This window comes from Lachnoclostridium sp. Marseille-P6806, from assembly GCF_900625025.1.
In the GTDB taxonomy this organism is placed as follows: domain Bacteria; phylum Bacillota; class Clostridia; order Lachnospirales; family Lachnospiraceae; genus CAG-791.
The window spans coordinates 26081-43173 of sequence record NZ_LR130575.1 but is presented as its reverse complement, the minus strand read 5'-3'; the positions used below and the strand labels follow the sequence as shown (position 1 = coordinate 43173).

The 17093-nt window shown below is 58.7% G+C and carries 13 protein-coding genes; all 13 read right to left on the bottom strand.

All coding sequences use genetic code 11. The annotated features are described in order from the left end of the window. Positions 1-25 precede the first annotated feature (25 nt). A complete protein-coding gene (locus E0E20_RS02615) occupies positions 26-853 on the bottom strand; it encodes a prepilin peptidase (protein ID WP_207302821.1) in 828 nt (275 codons plus the stop codon). Then, positions 850-1722, bottom strand: a complete 873-nt coding sequence (locus E0E20_RS02610) for a hypothetical protein (RefSeq protein WP_130836539.1) — start codon at positions 1720-1722, stop codon at positions 850-852. Before E0E20_RS02610 ends, E0E20_RS02615 begins: the two co-directional genes overlap by 4 nt. A 22-nt stretch (positions 1723-1744) precedes the next feature. After that, positions 1745-2533, bottom strand: coding sequence for a GTP-sensing pleiotropic transcriptional regulator CodY (gene codY, locus E0E20_RS02605; protein ID WP_130836538.1), 789 nt, complete (start codon positions 2531-2533; stop codon positions 1745-1747). Further along, a complete protein-coding gene (gene topA / locus E0E20_RS02600) occupies positions 2530-4650 on the bottom strand; it encodes a type I DNA topoisomerase (protein ID WP_130836537.1) in 2121 nt (706 codons plus the stop codon). The genes codY and topA overlap by 4 nt, the downstream gene beginning before the upstream one ends. Positions 4651-4849: 199 nt before the next feature. Then, the gene (hemZ, locus tag E0E20_RS02595; protein ID WP_130836536.1) at positions 4850-6430 is read right to left on the bottom strand and encodes a coproporphyrinogen dehydrogenase HemZ; all 1581 of its coding nucleotides are present in this window, start codon (positions 6428-6430) and stop codon (positions 4850-4852) included. 41 nt (positions 6431-6471) lie between these two features. Then, the gene (locus tag E0E20_RS02590; RefSeq protein ID WP_242622626.1) at positions 6472-7098 is read right to left on the bottom strand and encodes an MBL fold metallo-hydrolase; all 627 of its coding nucleotides are present in this window, start codon (positions 7096-7098) and stop codon (positions 6472-6474) included. A gap of 38 nt (positions 7099-7136) precedes the next feature. Beyond that, the gene (locus E0E20_RS02585) at positions 7137-9557 is read right to left on the bottom strand and encodes a RelA/SpoT family protein (protein ID WP_130836936.1); all 2421 of its coding nucleotides are present in this window, start codon (positions 9555-9557) and stop codon (positions 7137-7139) included. Positions 9558-9911: 354 nt separating this feature from the next. Beyond that, complete coding sequence (gene groL / locus E0E20_RS02580; RefSeq protein ID WP_130836535.1) at positions 9912-11528, bottom strand: chaperonin GroEL; 1617 nt, start codon at positions 11526-11528, stop codon at positions 9912-9914. Between the two features lie 83 nt (positions 11529-11611). Next, positions 11612-11896: a co-chaperone GroES gene (locus tag E0E20_RS02575; protein WP_130836534.1), complete on the bottom strand. Its 285-nt coding sequence runs from the start codon at positions 11894-11896 to the stop codon at positions 11612-11614. A 172-nt stretch (positions 11897-12068) separates the two neighbouring features. Then, the gene (locus E0E20_RS02570) at positions 12069-12899 is read right to left on the bottom strand and encodes a DNA-3-methyladenine glycosylase family protein (protein ID WP_130836533.1); all 831 of its coding nucleotides are present in this window, start codon (positions 12897-12899) and stop codon (positions 12069-12071) included. 33 nt (positions 12900-12932) lie between these two features. After that, on the bottom strand, positions 12933-13190 hold the full coding sequence (locus tag E0E20_RS02565) for a glyoxalase (protein WP_130836532.1): 258 nt from the start codon (positions 13188-13190) through the stop codon (positions 12933-12935). A 45-nt stretch (positions 13191-13235) separates the two neighbouring features. Then, positions 13236-15443 (bottom strand): RNA degradosome polyphosphate kinase, encoded by a 2208-nt coding sequence (locus tag E0E20_RS02560; protein WP_442911470.1) that lies wholly within the window; start codon positions 15441-15443, stop codon positions 13236-13238. 67 nt (positions 15444-15510) lie between these two features. After that, on the bottom strand, positions 15511-17061 hold the full coding sequence (locus E0E20_RS02555; RefSeq protein WP_130836530.1) for a Ppx/GppA phosphatase family protein: 1551 nt from the start codon (positions 17059-17061) through the stop codon (positions 15511-15513). Between the last annotated feature and the right edge of the window lie 32 nt (positions 17062-17093).

Genomic DNA, 17093 nt, shown 5'->3' with positions numbered 1-17093 from the left:
CCCTCACAGCAATGTATTACCGAAATCATAACAAATTCATATACCATATGACAACTTGCCGGCCAAACAACAGGCAGAGAAGAAGCGCGGAGGAAATAGCCGGGCCGAAAGGAATTCTCTGCTGTCTGCGAAGCAGGGCAAAGACAAGCCCGAACACGCAGGAGAGAATGACGCAGAGAAGCCCCGCCGCCGGGCCAAGATACAGTCCCGCAGCAAAAAAAAGCTTGATGTCGCCGCCTCCAAGACTCTCCTTGCCGGTAAGCCGATCAAAGAGCAGCGAAATAAGAAGCATGCCTCCCCCGACAGCCGCGCCTCCCGCGACTCCCTCAAAGAGCGCCGCTCCGGCACGGTGCCAGAAAGAAAGTCCGCGTCCCGCAGGAGCAAAAAAAAGAAACACCGTCCACCAGAGCAGCGCCGCCGCAATAAAGTGGTTCGGTATCCGGTAAGAATCAAGATCGATGAGAGACAGCGACAGCAGAATGCACGCAAGGCCCGCGGCGCGCAGAGCCTCCGCGCTCACGCCGAAGCGGAGGACGGCCGCCGCGAAAAACAGCCCCAGCGACAGCTCCGTCAGCATGTAGCGGGGGGATACCCTTTCCCCGCAGTGGCGGCAGCGGCCGCGAAGAAGCAGATAGCTAAACACCGGCACAAGCTCCGCGGCAGATAAAATATGCCCGCAGTGCGTGCAGCGGCTTCGCCCTTTCCGGACGCTCCCGCCGTGCACCGCGCGCCACGCCATACAATTGAGAAAGCTCCCAAGCACGGAGCCCAGAATAAACGCCAGTGCCACCACATACGCGCAGAAAAAACGGTCCGCAAAAAGAAACTCCGGCGGAAACAGTGTTCCCGTCATGGCAGCTCCTCCCTCCAGACCGTCTCGATCTGCGTTCCCTGAATCCGCACCTCCACCACGCCGGAGAACAAGACGCCGTAGGGAACCGGCACCGGCGAAAGAAGCGCCTCTCCCGGCTGCTCTCCGCCTGCCTGTTCCTCGCTCGACTGTTCCTCCGGTATCGCCGTATCCGAAAAGATATCATAGCGATAGACCACTGGCCCGGGCTCCTCGCCCCGGCGCAGCGCCTCGGCATTGTCCTCCTCATAGCGCGCGCGGGCAGCACGGGCGGCGCGTCTTGCGGAATCGCGGTCCATCTCCGCAAGCTCCGAGCCGCGGAGCGCCGCACGCTCCTCCCGGCTCATCAGCGTATAGTCGTAATATGTCCACGTCTTTCCCGTCCAGCGGGCGCGGACGCTCTCCTCCCCGACAATAACGGCAAGAAGCTGCGCGCCTCCCTCTTCGCCCAGATTCGGGATCCCGGCCGCGCCGGTTTCCCCGTTCCGGTTCTGCTCCGCAAACGAGCGGCCGTAGGGCACAATCGTGCCGATCTTCTCCCGAGACAGGCAGCAGTGCGTCAGCTCATCGTAATAATAGGTCACAAGTCCGCTCTCCCCGTCCTGCAGATACGTGATCTTCGCCACGTCCTTTGCCGTGACGACGCTCTGCACGTCGTAGGTCATGCGGACATCCTCAAGATGCCTCTTCCACGCAGGAAGCGCCGCGATGAGGATGAACGCGGCGAGCACCGCCAGCGCCAGCACGAGAATCAGCGCCGCTACCCCGGACTCCGCCCGTGCCGCGCGCCAAAGGTTCTCTGTAAGTCTTTGCAGAAAGCCGGTCTGAACTCTATTTTGAAATCCGTTTTTGCGTCTGTCCCCAGATCCCATTCCGCCGTACCGTCATGGCGCGTCAGTGCGCCCGGATCTGCTTCCGGATGCTGTCGATTTCCGAATAGACCGCGTCGTTCAGCACCTTGATATAGGTTCCTTTCATTCCCGAGGAGCGGGATTCCAGAACGCCCGCCGACTCGAATTTGCGCAGCGCGTTCACGATCACCGAGCGCGTGATTCCCTCCTTGTCCGCGATCTTGCTGGCGACGAGGATGCCCTCCTTGCCCGAGAGCTCGTCAAAAATACAGACGATCGCCTCCATCTCGGAATAGCTGAGGGTCCCGATGGCCGACTTCACCACGGCGATCCTGCGGTTCTCCTCCTCATTTTCCTCCGTGACAGCCCGCAGCATCTCGAGGCTCACGACCGTTGTCCCGTACTCGCAGAGGATGATGTCGTCGATGTCATACTCCGCGCCGCTCCGGTACATGAACACCGTGCCGAGTCTCTCGCCCGCGATCTCGATGGGAGAAATGGTCGCATGCCGCTCCGCGTTTTCTTCTCTCTCAAAGCCGAGGGTCATGAGGCTGACGTTCTCCTTGGTGGAAAGGACGGCGAGCAGCCGCTCGTTGAGCGCGCTGTCGATGAAATCGCCGATATTCTCCTCGATCAGCTCTCCGAGAACCGGCACGTCCCCGCCGTGGCCGATGCCGAGCACCTTGCCCTTTCTCGAAATAATATAGATATTGGATTTCAGAATCTCCGCGAGCACCATGCAGATATCGCTGAACACCACCTTGCCGGTGCTGTTGTTGTGAAGCAGCTTGCCGATCTTCCGGGTCCTGTCAAGTAAAATCACATTGTTCATCTTCCGTTCTCCTCCTGCTGCCGTTCCTCCATGTGCCCGCATTCCTCATTGCTGCACACGAGCTTCTGCCCTTTCTCCAGCATAAGACCTCCGCAGACCGGACAGCGCTTCTTCGAGGGCTTCTGCCATACCATGAAATCACACTCCGGGTTCCCGAGGCATCCGTAATATTTCCGGCCTTTCCGCGTCTTCTTGATGACGATATCCCTGCCGCACTGCGGACAGGCAACGCCGATCTTCTCGAAATACGGTCTGGTGTTCCGGCACTCCGGGAAACCGGGACAGGCGAGAAATTTCCCGTGAGGTCCGTACTTGATCACCATGCGGCGGCCGCATTTTTCGCAGATTTCATCCGATTCCTCATCGGCGATCCGCACCTGATCCAGCTCCTGCTCCGCCTTGTTCACCGCCTCGTCCAAATCAGGATAGAAGTTCTCGATGATGGTCTTCCACTTCACCTCTCCGTCCGCCACGCCGTCCAGAAGACTTTCCAGATTTGCCGTGAAGCGCGGATCGACGATCTGCGGGAACGCCTCTTTCATCATGTTGTTCACGATCTCGCCCAGCTCGGTCATGTAGAGGTTCTTATCCTCCTTTACCACGTAGCGGCGGCCCAGAATCGTCGTGATTGTCGGCGCATAGGTCGACGGGCGTCCGATCCCCTGCTCCTCCAGCGCCCGCACCAGAGACGCCTCGGTATAATGCGGCTGCGGCTGGGTGAAGTGCTGTTCGGGAAGAAATTCCTGCAGGGTAAGGACGGAATTTTCATCGATCCCTTTCGCCGTCCCGGCGTTCAGCCCTTTCTCCTCGTCGTTGGTATAGACCCGCATGAAGCCGTCGAAAACGACGCGGGAGGCGGACAGCGTGAAGATGTGGCTGCGCTTCTTTCCTTTGCCCTCGATGCGTACCTGTGTGGTCTCGTACTTTGCCGCGCTCATGCGGGAGGCCGTAAAACGCTTCCAGATAAGCTGGTACAGACGGAGCTGATCCCGGCCAAGGTCCGCCCGGACAGAATCGGGCGTCCGAAGAATATCCGTGGGGCGGATGGCCTCATGGGCGTCCTGCGAGCGCACCGGGCCGTTCTTTTTCACCGCCTGCAAGGCCTCCATATATTCTTTTCCGTAGACGGAGCCGATGTAGTCCGCCGCCGCGGTCCCTGCCTCCTCCGAAATTCTCACGCTGTCGGTACGGAGATAGGTGATAAGACCCACGGTCCCCTGTCCCTTGATGTCGACGCCCTCATAGAGCTGCTGCGCGATGCGCATGGTCTTCTGCGTCGAGAAATTCAGGGTCTTGCTGGCCTCCTGCTGCAGCGTCGAGGTCGTGAACGGCAGGGGCGCTTTCGTCGTCCGCTCGCTCTTTCGGATCTCCGACACGCGGAACGAGGCTCCCGCAAGCTCGCTCTGAATGGCCTCGGCCGCCGCTCTGTCCGGGATATCCTGTCTGTGCCCGGTTCCCGCGTCCGCCGCGCCGTAGTAATGCGCCGTGATCGACTTTTTCTCGCCCTTTACCCCGAATACCGCGTCAAGGCTCCAGTACTCCTGCGGAATAAAGCTCCCGATCTCCTCCTCGCGGTCACCGATCATGCGAAGCGCCACCGACTGTACGCGGCCTGCCGAAAGTCCCCGCTTCACCTTGGCCCAGAGGAGGGGGCTGATCCGATATCCCACCATACGGTCCATGACGCGGCGCGCCTGCTGCGCGTCCACAAGATTCATGTCGATATCCCGGGGATGCCGTATCGCCTCCCGGACCGCATTTTTGGTGATTTCGTTGAATGTGATGCGAGAGACCTTTTTCCCCGCGCTTTTCCCGTCCAGTCCCAGCGCCGAGAGCAGGTGCCAGCTGATCGCCTCCCCCTCCCGGTCAGGGTCCGTCGCAAGATAAATCTTATCCGCTTTCTTCACTTCCCTGCGAAGCGCCGCCAGAAGCTCTCCCTTGCCCCGGATGGTAATATATTTCGGCTCGTAGTCATGCGCAACGTCAATGCCCATCTGGCTCTTCGGAAGATCGCGCACATGCCCCTGACTGGCTACGACCTCATAGCCTGCGCCGAGAAATTTCTTGATTGTCTTGGACTTGGCCGGAGACTCCACTATGATCAGATTTTTTGCCATGAATGATACTGCTCCTGAATTTCTTTTCCTGAAATTTTTCTGAAATCTTTCTTTTTACGATAATGAAAGCGCGCCGGTACAGCGGCACCCCAACGCTTGTGAACAATACTACAAAAAAACCGCGTTGGCAAGAGTATTCCAACGCGGTTTTACGTAATTTCTGAATTTTTAACAAAATTTCTGTGCAATTTCAGCCGGTTTATTCCGGCCGGATCCATTCCTCCTCGAAAAGCCGCCTCTTTCTTTTGATCATTTCCCCAATGTTTTCCATATAGGTCGTGACGTCCTTGGCATTTTCGCAGCGCTCGATGCGTCCGTCCGCAAATACCCGCTTCGTGATCGCTCCGGCTCCCAGAGCAAGGATGGTCTGCCGTTCTTCCATAATGAGGATATTGTAGATGCCGTAGCGCGCCGGTTCTCTCCCGTTTCCCGGCTTCGCGTAGCCCACGTTCTCAAAATTCCCGGACATGTTCTTCTGGCGGTAGAGGTAGTAGGGAACGAGGCCCATGCGGGCCGCACCCTCCGCCGCAATGCGCATGGTTTCGTCGGTGTTGCGGATGGCGCGGAAGCCGTTTCTCTCGATCCACTCCTGCATTCTGGAGCTCCGCTTGAGCGCCAGAGAGTGCACCGTCAGATCATCCGGAGCGAGCCGCCCGATCTCCCGGACCGTATGGCGGACGTCCCCCTCCGTCTCCTCGGGAAGCCCCAGAATAATGTCCATATTGATGTTGTCAAAGCCGGCCTCCCGCGCCTCGTAAAAGGCACGCACCGTCTGCTCCGCGTCATGCTGCCGCCCGATCAGGCGGAGTGTCCGGTCGTTCATCGTCTGCGGATTCACGCTGATGCGGCTCACCCCGTGATTTTTCAGAACCCGGAGCTTGTCCCGCGTGATGCTGTCAGGCCGCCCCGCCTCACAGGTAAATTCCAAGAGGCCCTCCAGAGGAAAGCATTCGCGGATCACCCGGAGAAGCCGGTCCATCTGCGCCGGCTCCAGCGTGGTCGGCGTTCCGCCCCCGATGTAGACAGTGTCCGGGAGCTGCCGCCCACGCATGATGCGGGACGTCTCGCGGATCTCCCTCTCCAGCGCATCCAAATAGTCGTCCACCGCGCCGCTCCACGCCGCCAGCGGAAAGCTGGTAAAAGAGCAGTAGAGGCAGGTCGTCGGGCAGAACGGGATCCCGATATAGAGGCTGTACCCGTCCTCGCAGCGAATGCGGGAGAGAATCTCCCTCTCCCTCACCGCAATATCCGCGGCGAGCTCCGCCTTTTCCCGGCTGACGCGGTGCTCCCGCATCATGCGAAAGGCCGCCTCCTCCCGGGATGCCCCGTCAGAAAGCGCCTCCATCGCGAGCTTGGTCGGCCGTATTCCGATCAGCTCTCCCCACGGGAGCACGGCCCCGGTAAGCTCCGACAGAAGCCGGTACAGCATGTGCTTCAGCGCCGTTCCGAGCGCCGGGCTCTTCCTGTCAAAGCTCCCGGAAAAGCTCTCCGGAAGCTCCTCCGGGAGGGGTGCAAAGCACCGCCCTGCCGCGCGGACGGTCAATCCGTTCTCCCCGTAATGTACGCAAAGAAACAGCGCGGCATCCCGTTTCGGATCCCCGCCGTGCTCTTTGATATAATTCCTGAGCTCTGCCGACAGGCTGTCCGCCGACCCCGGCAGCTCTCCCTCCGGACTGTCCGCAAAGACAAAGACCTTTACATCCTCCTCCGGATAAAAGGCCTTGATCAGCGCATGTATCTCATAGCGGTACAGATCCTTGTTCACCGTCGCAATTTTCACACTATCACCATGTTCCTCCGCCGCCCTGTCCGAATCCGCCGTCACGCCAGATAGCTGTTAAACTTCATCTCCGTCCCGATATCGGTCTCCGGCCCGTGTCCCGGGAAAACACGGGTTTTCTCCGGAAGCCCGTAGAGCCTGCTACGGATCGACCGGACCAGCTCGCTCATGGAACCGGTGGGGAGATCCGTGCGTCCGACCGAGAGCTGAAAGAGAGTGTCCCCGCTGAGAAGCAGTCCCTCCTCGCTGACATAATAGCAGCAGCTCCCCTCGGTATGTCCCGGCGTCCCCAGAAGAGTAAAGCCGATGCCCGCAAAGGTAAAACTCTCGCCGTCCCGGAACCAGCGGTCCGGCGCCACGGTGCACGGACGCCCGCAGGACGCCGATTCGTTGAGCTGCGGATCCGACAGGAGGCGTCTTTCCTTTTCCCACGCGCAGACCGGCGCCCCGGAGAGCTTCCGCAGCTCCTCCACGCCCCAGATATGATCAAAATGCCCGTGCGTCAGGAGAATGGCGCGCACGGAAAGACCCTCGCCGCAGAGCGAAGCATAAATTTCCCCGCCGTGATCCGCCGGATCCACGACGACGCAGTCCGTCCCGCCCTCCCGGTACAGAAAATAGGTATTCGTCGGCAGCATTCCGACCTCATAGCAGCCAATGCGGATCATACGCATTCTCCATTTCATCTTCTGCATTTCTGCGGTGATCAGCCCTTACCGCGCTCGACATCCACAACGCTCCGCACCTGCCGGAGCTTGTCCGCGATGACGGTCAGATCGCCCTTGCCGCGGACACGGAACGTCACTTCCATGGTCGCCCGCCCGCTCTTGCTCGTCCGCGTCGACAGGGAGGTGATATTAATCCCCATTTCCGTAAATACGCGGGAAACGTCATTCAGAAGCCCGCTCCGGTCGTCGGCATAGACCGCCAGCTTCGCCTCGAACGGCTTATCGCTCGTGGTGTCCGCACCGGATTCCCACTCCGCCTCAATGAAACGGCCGCGGTCGATCTCCGGCATATGAATGATGTTGATGCAGTCGGTGCGGTGAATGGAAATTCCCCGCCCGCGCGTGACAAAGCCGACAATCTCGTCCCCCGGCACCGGATTGCAGCACTTCGAGAAATGAACGTCGACATCATGAATGCCCTTGACCACGATGGGATTCGCACCGCGCGGCACCATGCGGGCCGCATTCGCCGCCGCGCTTTCCTCCACCTGACGCAGAATCTCCTCGTTGGTCAGCACCTTGGGGTGGTCCGCGTCGTAAAGCTCCTGCAGCTTATTGACGATCTGCCCCTCCTTGAGGCCGCCGTGCCCGATGGCCGCCAGCACCGCCTCCCAGTTTCGGAAGCCGTACTTGCGCTGGATCACACCGATATATTCAGGGACAAGAAGCTCCGGGAGGTTCAGCCCCTTGGCCTTTCCGTAGGCCGCGATCAGCTCCCTGCCCCGGTCAACATTTTCCTCCTTGAACTCCTGCTTGAACCACTGATTGATTTTATTGCGGGTCTGAGGGCTCTTCGCCACCGTGAGCCAGTCCCGGCTCGGGCCGCGGGAATTCTGCGAGGTCAGAATCTCAATACGGTCCCCGTTCTGAATCTGATAGTCGATGTTGACGAGCTTGCCGTTGACCCGCGCTCCGATCATCCGGTTTCCCACCGCGGAATGCACGGCATAGGCGAAGTCAATGGGCGTGGAACCCGCACGGAGCGTTTTGACCTCTCCGTTCGGCGTAAAGCAGTACACATCGTCCGAAAACAGATCGAGGTTGGACTTGAGGCCGTCCATGAACGTCTTGTTGTCCGGCATGTCCTGCTGCCACTCAAGGATCTGCCGGAGCCATGTGAGCTTTTCCTCCTCGGAGGAATCCACCGGGGCGCCGTTGCTGGCCTCCTTATATTTCCAGTGCGCCGCGATACCGTATTCGGCCTCACGGTGCATCTCATAGGTGCGGATCTGAATTTCAAAGGGCTGTCCCGTCGAGCCGATCAGCGTGGTGTGAAGCGAGCGGTAATTATTCGGCTTCGGCATCGCGATATAGTCCTTGAAGCGGCCGGGCATCGGCGTATACATCTCATGAATCACGCCGAGCGCCGCGTAGCAGTCCTTGACCGTGCTCACAATGATGCGGACGGCAAACAGGTCGTAAATCTGATCGAGGGTCTTGCCCTGATTGACCATTTTCTTGTAGATGCTGAAAAAGTGCTTGACGCGGCCGTCCACACGGGCGTCGATGTTCGACTCCCGCATCTTGTCCTCGACCTCCTGCGCAATCTCCTGCACATAGCGCTCCCGTTCCTGCTTGCGCTCATGCACTTTCTCGACAAGATCGTAGTAGACGTCCGGCTTGAGATATTTCAGAGAGAGGTCGTCGAGCTCCACTTTGATGCGGCTGATGCCGAGGCGCTGCGCAATCGGCGAATAGATATCCAGCGTCTCCTGCGCAATGCGCTGCTGCTTCTCCGGGGGCTGATGCACCAGCGTGCGCATATTGTGAAGACGATCGGCCAGCTTAATCAGAATGACGCGGATGTCCTTCGCCATGGCAAGGAACATCTTGCGCAGATTGAGCGCCTGATATTCGAGCTGCTCCGCCGTCTTTTCCTTGGTATCGGGGCCGTCCGCCGCGCTGTTGTAGTTCTTGGCAAATTCGAGCTTGGACAGCTTGGTGACGCCGTCGACAAGGAGCGCGACGTCGGGGCCGAAGCCCTCCTCAATCTCCTCCCGCGTGAACAGCGTATCCTCCACCACATCGTGAAGAAGCCCCGCCGCGATCGTCTCCTTGTCCATTTCCAGATCGGCCAGAATGATCGCGACATAAAGGGGATGAATGATATAAGGCTCTCCGGACTTTCGGAGCTGCCCCTCGTGGGCCTTGTCCGCCACATGATAGGCTTTCTCGATCAGCGAAATATCGTCGGAGGGATGGTACCTGCGGACGCGCTCAATGAGATCCCGGTACAGGATCTCCGGGCCCACAAATTCCGCGATGCTCTCGATGCGGCCGTCGTCAAAGCCGATTCCCGCACGCCCCGACGCCGTGCGGATGCGGCGGTCGAGCTCATTTCTCTCGTTCGCTCCCCGGCGTTTTGCCGCGGCAAACAGCGCCGGTGTGGCCTGCGCCATCACCGCCGCCTCCGACGACATATGGGTTTCCAAATTCCCGACTGCTTTCCGCTCTGTCATAAATATGACTGTCCTCGCACTGCCGTAATCGATTTCACGCAGAAAATTTAATTCTTATCATACGGTTGTTTCAAAAAAACGTCAACTTGCACGCGCCGCTCCGCGCCCGCTGCACACGGCCGGGACACACGGCGGTCGCCGTGCATAAGCGATAAAGAGCCATACATGTAGCTCGCGTCATTCGATGCTCGCTACACACGGCGGTCGCCGTGCATAAGCGGCAAGAAGCCCCGCTGAGTGCAAGTAAACTTGCGCCTGCGGGGCTTCTTGCCGCTTAGTGTATGGCTCTCTTAATTAGTACATCCCTGCCGGGGCTGCAGGAGCAGCCGGAGCGGGCTCCTTGATGGTAGAGACAGCCGCCTCAGTGGTCAGGAAGCTGGAAGCCACGGAGCAGGCGTTCTGCAGCGCGGTCCGGGTGACCTTTGCGGGATCAAGGATGCCGTCCTCGATCATGTTGACATACTCCTCGGTATAGGCGTTGAAGCCGACACCGACCTCGGACTCCTTGACCTTATTGACGATCACCGAGCCGTCCAGTCCGGCATTGACTGCAATCTGATACAGCGGGGACTCCAGCGCTTTCAGAACCAGCTTTGCACCGGTCTTCTCATCGCCCTCCAGCGATTCGATCGCAGCAGCGACCTTGCCGGAAGCGTGGATATATGCGGAGCCGCCTCCGAAGATAACGCCCTCCTCGACCGCCGCGCGGGTCGCGTTCAGAGCGTCCTCCATGCGGTACTTCTCTTCTTTCATCTCGGTCTCGGTCGCCGCGCCGACGCGGATCACCGCGACGCCGCCCGCGAGCTTCGCCAGACGTTCCTGCAGCTTCTCCTTATCAAAGGAGGAAGTGGTCTCCTCGATCTGGTTCTTGATCTGCGCGATGCGGTCCGTGATATCCTTTTTCGTACCCTCGCCGTCGACAATGACCGTATTTTCCTTGTTGACCTTGACGGACTTCGCGCGGCCGAGCTGCTCCATAGTCGCATCCTTGAGCTCAAGGCCGAGCTCGGAGCTGATAACCTCGCCGCCGGTCAGGATGGCGATATCCTGCAGCATCGCTTTTCTCCTGTCACCATAGCCCGGAGCCTTAATCGCGACGACATTGAACGTGCCGCGGAGCTTGTTCAGAATCAGCGTGGTGAGCGCCTCTCCCTCGACGTCCTCCGCAATGATGAGAAGCGGAGCGCCCATCTTCACAACGTTCTCAAGCACCGGAAGAATGTCCTGAATGTTGGAAATCTTTCTGTCTGTGATCAGAATGTAGGGATCCTCAAGATTCGCCTCCATCTTCTCCGTGTCGGTGCACATATACGCGCTGATGTAGCCGCGGTCAAACTGCATGCCCTCGACCAGCTCCAGCTCGTTCTGCATGGTCTTGGATTCCTCGATGGTGATAACACCGTCCTTGGAAACCTTTTCCATCGCGTCCGCGATCATCGCGCCGACCTCCTCGCTGCTCGAGGAAACGGTTGCGATCTGCTGGATATGAGCCTTGCCGTTGACCGGTGTCGCCATCTCTTTGATCGCTTCCACCGCCGCATCCGTCGCTTTCTTCATTCCCTTGCGCAGGATAATCGGATTCGCGCCGGCCGCCAGATTCTTCATGCCCTCGTTGATCATCGCCTGCGCGAGAACCGTCGCCGTCGTGGTGCCGTCGCCCGCAACGTCGTTGGTCTTCTCTGCGACCTGCTTGACGAGCTGCGCGCCCATGTTCTCAAAGCCGTCCTCCAGCTCAATCTCCTTGGCAATGGTCACGCCGTCGTTGGTGATGATCGGCGCGCCGTAGCTCTTATCGAGCACCACGTTGCGGCCCTTGGGCCCCAGCGTAATCTTTACGGTGTCCGCCAGCTTGTTCATTCCCTCTGCAAGAGCGACCCTTGCGTCTGTTCCGTGCTTCAGTTCCTTTGCCATGATAATAGCGCCTCCAAATTCAAATATTTTGATAAATCAGAGTCTCTGCGCCGCCGGTATCTCCGGCGGCGGACAGCGGCAGATCAGTCCATGATCGCCAGAATGTCGTTCTGCTTCACAACGATGTAGGCGTCCTCGCCGAACTTGACCTCGGTCCCCGCATACTTGGAATAGATGACCTTATCGCCGACGCTCACTTCCATCTTGATTTCCTTGCCGTCAACCACACCGCCGGGTCCCACAGCGATAACCTCGGCCTGCTGCGGCTTTTCTTTCTCCGCGCCTGCGAGAATAATTCCGGACGCCGTTGTGGTCTCCGCTTCCAGCTGCTTCAAAACAACTCTGTCACCTAAAGGTCTTAACTTCATGCTGCTGCCTCCTCTTATAATGAAAATCTTAGTATTGACCGATTTCTTTTGTTAGCACTCATTCGGTACGAGTGCTAACTCTGTGAGATATCATAGCACAATCCGTTTGCAATGCAAGTATGAATTTGCAGTTTTATTTTTTCTTAATATTTTGCGGGAGAAAGCAACGTTTTCAAGACATTGCCTGCAACCGGTAATACGCGAACATGTACTGCTGCATGACGCCGTTAAACGGTGCGTTTCGCTCAAACGGATAGCCGTCCGGGTACTCGTTGTCGAGAATGCGCCGCACCCATACGTCAATCGGAAGCGCATCGAGGCTGTGCAGTCCGAACAGGCGGACGCAGCTTGCGACCTTGATGCCGACGCCGCGAAGCGATGTCAGCGCCCGCTCCTGCTCCTCCGGCGCTGCGGATATAAGAGATGAAAGATCAATCGCCCCGCTCCGCACGGCCTCCGCCGCGCCGTGCACATAAGACGCGCGGTATCCCAGACGGCAATCTGCAAGCTCCGCTTCTCCCAGCGCCGCCACCGCCCCGGGCACCGGAAAGGCATAAAACACGCAGCCCCGAGCATCCATCCTTTTCTCGCCCGCCAGCCCGCACAGCCTTTCGATCGAGCGGCGTATGGTCGGGATGTTCCGGTTCTGCGAGATGATAAAGCTCACAAGCGTCTCCCACGGGTCCTGCCGGAGGATGCGTATTCCCTGCTCCTTTTCCGCCGCCTGCGCAAGGAACGGGTCTTTCTTTTTGTCAATCCCCGCCCGAATCTCCCGGTAGCTGGTATCCAGATCAAAATAGCTCCGCCAGAACGCGTGAAATTCTTCCTCATCACAGGAAAACGAGAACTCCCGCTCTCCGATCCTTGTCACATAGACGGATCGATCCCCGCTTATAATGCGGTATTCCTCCCCCTCCGCAGACTGACGCTCCCAGCGAAAGCACTGCCCGCTGTCCGCAATTTTCGCCAGATCAAAATCGTCATTGATCACACAATGGTACATGGTTTTCTCCTGACAGCTCCGGAGCCGCCTGCCTCAGCCCTCCACGATGAGGTAGCGCCCGTCGCCCACCGCAAACACCTCCGCCTCCCCGACGATGGTTTCCGCGGTCGCGCCGTCCAGATCCGCCCCGGCCTCCTCAAAATATTCCAGCACCTCCTCCGCGCTGTCTGCGACCACGGCGAGGCAATCCTCCAGAAACGCCTCCGCCTCCTCGGGCGTCCCCGCGACTTCCTCGGGAAACAGCTGAAGCTGCTTTTCCAGAAAGCACTGAATTACCGCCTTGTCATACATAACCGTCCTCCGCAAAATTTTCCGCCGTCCGCGTTTCTTTCAGCCTCAGCCGTTCGGCCGCATTTCCGGAACAAAAATACGGGTATTCACCGCCGCGGCATGCTGCGCCGCCGCGACCGCCTCCGCAGAAAATTCGAGCTGCGAATTGCAGGATTTTCTGCCCCGACGATCCACGCGCTCATATACGCCCTCGTCGGTCATGACCTGAGCCTGCTCGGTATCCATGATCTGTCGGCAAAGAATCGCGTATGCTTTCTCACGGATCGCCTCATCCTCCAGCGGAAACATCAGCTCCACGCGGCGGTCAAGGTTGCGGGGCATCCAGTCTGCGCTGGCCGCGTAAACCTCGCTCCGTCCTCCGTTCTCGAAGTAAAAAATGCGGCTGTGCTCCAGATAATTTCCCACGATGGAACGCACCGTAATATTCTCCGACACACCGGGAATCCCCACCCGCAGGCAGCAGATGCCCCGTACAATCAGCTCAATTTTCACGCCTGCGGCGCTCGCCTCGTACAGCGCCTCCATGACGGCCGGATCGCAGAGCGAATTCATCTTGGCGATGATATGCGCCGGCTCTCCCGCCCGCGCATGATCCCGTTCTCTGCCAATGAGATAGAGAAAACGGTCTTTCAGCCACAGAGGAGCCATGCTGAGACGGTTCCAGCGCCGCGGCTCCGAATATCCGGAGAGCATGTTGAAGACCGCCGTGGCGTCCTCGCCGTAGGGCTCCTTGCAGGTAAAAAGGCCGACATCCGTATAGAGCTTCGCTGTGGAATCGTTGTAATTTCCTGTCGCAAGGTGGACGTAGCGGCGGATGCCGTCCTCTTCCCGGCGCACGACCAGCGTGATCTTGGAGTGGGTTTTCAGTCCCACAAGGCCGTAGATCACATGGCAGCCCGCTTTCTCGAGTGTCTTGGCCCAGCCGATGTTGTGCTCCTCGTCAAAGCGTGCCTTGAGCTCGACCAGCACCATGACCTGCTTTCCGTTCTCCGCCGCTCTGGCGAGCGCCATGATGATCGGCGAATTTCCGGACACCCGGTAGAGCGTCTGCTTGATGGCGAGCACTGCCGGGTCCACCGCCGCCTGCGCGACAAAATTCACGACCGGCTGAAAGCTCTCATAAGGGTGGTGCATGAAGATGTCCTGTCTGCGGATCGCCTCGAAGACATCCGCGCCCGCGGGGATCTCCGGCACCTCCTGCGGCGGCGCGTAGCGGTGCTCTCGCTGCCCGTCAAAGCCGGGGAGGCCGTACATCTTCATAAGAAAGGTCAGATCCAGCGGCCCGTCGATCCGAAAGATTTCATTGGGCTGCACCGCAAGCTCGCGCTCCAGCGTGGCGAGGAGCCGGTCGTCCATGCCATCCTCCACCTCAAGACGGATCGCCTCGCCCCACTGCCGGCGCTTGAGCTGCTTCTCGATCTCTTTCAGAAGATCCTCCGCCTCGTCCTCATCGATGGAAAGATCGGCGTTGCGCATCAGACGGAACGGATAGCAGCAGACCACGTCATAATTGAGGAAGAGCGTCGGCATATTGTGCCGGATGATCTCCTCCAGCAGAATGATCCGCGTTCCGCCCTCCGGAGAGGACGGAAGCACCCTGATCCGCGGAAGACCGCTCGGCACCTGCACCACAGCGAAATCCAGTGCCTCATCCCCCTCCGCAATCTTCTTTTTTCCCCGCCCTGCCCGGAACAGAATGCTGCGTCCGGCGGATTTGCGGCGGAGCAGTGCCCCGATGTTCAGTGTTTTGTTGCGGATCAGCGGAAACGGACGAGACGAGTCCACCGCCATCGGCGTGAGCGTCGGATAGACCTCCTCCTCGTAGTAGCCGCTGACCGCCTCTTCCTCCTCCGGCGTGAGCCTTTCGTAAGGCACGATTTCCAGACCGACCTCACTCGCAAGCGCCGGCAGGAGGCTCCGGTTGTACGTCAAATACTGCATATCCACGAAGTCGCGCGTCGCGGCGAGCACCGCCTCGAGCTGTTCCCCCGCGGTCATGCCTGCAATGTCCCGCTTGCGGTAGCCCGCGCTCACCATATCCTTGAGCGAAGCTACCCGCACCATAAAAAATTCATCCAGATTCGACGAAGTGATGCTTAAAAATTTCAGCCTTTCGAAGAGGCGGTTGTCGCGCCGCCTCGCCTCGCTGAGAACCCGCTGATTGAACTGCAGCCAGCTCAGCTCCCGGTTAATGTAGTATTTCGGATCGGAATAGTCGATCCTGCTCTTTTCCCCTGCCATGATACTCCCCATGCCGAAGCCCAAATCGCCGTTTGAAAAATCAGCGCATCTGCGTGATTTTTCAAACTTCTCCCTCATGTTACACTTTCCCTTTGCTTTGCCGGATCACCGGCCGTATCCCGAAAATTTCCTCGAAGAAGTCCGCCCGCCGATCAAACAGCCCTTTCTCCATCGTCAGATCCTGATCGCTTCCGACAAGAATATTCATCCGGTCGTCCGCGACACGGATGCGCACATCGTTGAACTTCTGCGTATGCGAGCGGTCAAGGCCGTTCGCGATGCGAAGAATCGCCGTGAGCTTCGCAATGACGAGATAGGCGCGGCTGTCCAGATCCGTGACCAGATTCGGATCGCTGTAATAGATGAAGCTCGTGTGATTGAAGCGGACGACATTGGCCACGATCTCCCGCTCCACATGCGAGAGGCCGATGATCTCCGTCGATAGGATAATGTTATAACCGCACTCCGCGGCTCCCGTCATACTGATGTACTTCCCGCAGTCATGCAGGATGGCAGCAATGCGGAGCAGAAGACGCTCGCGCCGCCCCAGCCCGTGGTACTTCGTCGTGCTGTCAAAGATTTTCAGAGCGATATTCTGCATCGCCTCCCGCCGCTCGCGCAGCCCCATATAGCGTCTGGCAATGTTTTCCGCGCAGGCGATGATATCCTCCTCAAAATCATGCGTGGGGGGAATGAAGCGATGCGCCTCAGCATACTCGTAGATCATTCCGTCGCAGAGCGTCACGCCCGGCGCCCAGAGAAGCTCCGTACCGAACGCCCGTACAATGCAGCGGATCAGCACACCGCTCAGATAAAAGAGCGGAATGTTGTCGTCCGGAATCCCGAGACGCGCCGCCAGATCCTGCGGATTCATGCCGTGCGCCATGTCCATGAACGCAAGGAACTCGGCGCTCCCGATATAACCCGGCGTCTCCTTTCCCGAGATCTCCCGCTTCTGCACAACAGGGGAAATATAGTCGTCGACAATGATGATGTTCGGGATCCGCCCGTCCTGCAGGTACAAATTCGTAAACACCCGAAGCTGCGAATTAACCAGCTCCTCGATGATATAATCCCGGCGGTTCGCCCCCGCGTCGATGTTGTGCATCTGGTCGTGGAGGCGCAGCACGCCGAGCTTCATATTCTGCGTCGTCACCAGACGGTCCTTGTCAAAGAGCGATATCTGGATGGAACTGCCGCCGATGTCGACGATGGCCGTCCCTTTCTCGATGATCCGGGCAAAGCCCTCACCCTTTGCCGCAATGGACTTATAATCCAGAAAGCGCTGCTCCGAGTTGGACAGCGTATCGATATGTATGCCCGTCTGCTGCTCGATTTCACTCAGAACGACCGTCCGGTTCACCATCTCCCGGATCGCGCTTGTGCCGTAGGCCTTATAGTCCGTGACGCCGTAGTTGTCCATAATCCGCCGGTATTCGGCGAGCAAACGCTTGAGCTCCGCCACATGCCGGTAGCTGATTTTTCCTGTCTGGAACGTGTCTGTCCCCAGATTGATGCGGTGCGTCACCTGATCGATGATGCGGATGCCTTTCTTTACAGAGCATTCCGCGATGGTCAGCGTGATTTCGTCGGAGCCGACGTCGATCGCCCCAAAGGTATTGACTGCCATGGATTCCCCCGCTTTCGTTTTATCCGGCCTTG

Bases quoted from the DNA above. Each gene is read 5' to 3' on its own strand.
- E0E20_RS02575 (WP_130836534.1), bottom strand. From the start codon at position 11,896: ATGAAGTTAAGACCTTTAGGTGACAGAGTTGTTTTGAAGCAGCTGGAA.
- E0E20_RS02615 (WP_207302821.1), bottom strand. From the start codon at position 853: ATGACGGGAACACTGTTTCCGCCGGAGTTTCTTTTTGCGGACCGTTTT.
- groL (WP_130836535.1), bottom strand. From the start codon at position 11,528: ATGGCAAAGGAACTGAAGCACGGAACAGACGCAAGGGTCGCTCTTGCA.
- E0E20_RS02585 (WP_130836936.1), bottom strand. From the start codon at position 9,557: ATGGCGCAGGCCACACCGGCGCTGTTTGCCGCGGCAAAACGCCGGGGA.
- E0E20_RS02590 (WP_242622626.1), bottom strand. From the start codon at position 7,098: ATGATCCGCATTGGCTGCTATGAGGTCGGAATGCTGCCGACGAATACC.
- codY (WP_130836538.1), bottom strand. From the start codon at position 2,533: ATGAACAATGTGATTTTACTTGACAGGACCCGGAAGATCGGCAAGCTG.
- E0E20_RS02555 (WP_130836530.1), bottom strand. From the start codon at position 17,061: ATGGCAGTCAATACCTTTGGGGCGATCGACGTCGGCTCCGACGAAATC.
- E0E20_RS02610 (WP_130836539.1), bottom strand. From the start codon at position 1,722: ATGGGATCTGGGGACAGACGCAAAAACGGATTTCAAAATAGAGTTCAG.
- E0E20_RS02560 (WP_442911470.1), bottom strand. From the start codon at position 15,443: ATGGGGAGTATCATGGCAGGGGAAAAGAGCAGGATCGACTATTCCGAT.
- E0E20_RS02570 (WP_130836533.1), bottom strand. From the start codon at position 12,899: ATGTACCATTGTGTGATCAATGACGATTTTGATCTGGCGAAAATTGCG.
- topA (WP_130836537.1), bottom strand. From the start codon at position 4,650: ATGGCAAAAAATCTGATCATAGTGGAGTCTCCGGCCAAGTCCAAGACA.
- E0E20_RS02565 (WP_130836532.1), bottom strand. From the start codon at position 13,190: ATGTATGACAAGGCGGTAATTCAGTGCTTTCTGGAAAAGCAGCTTCAG.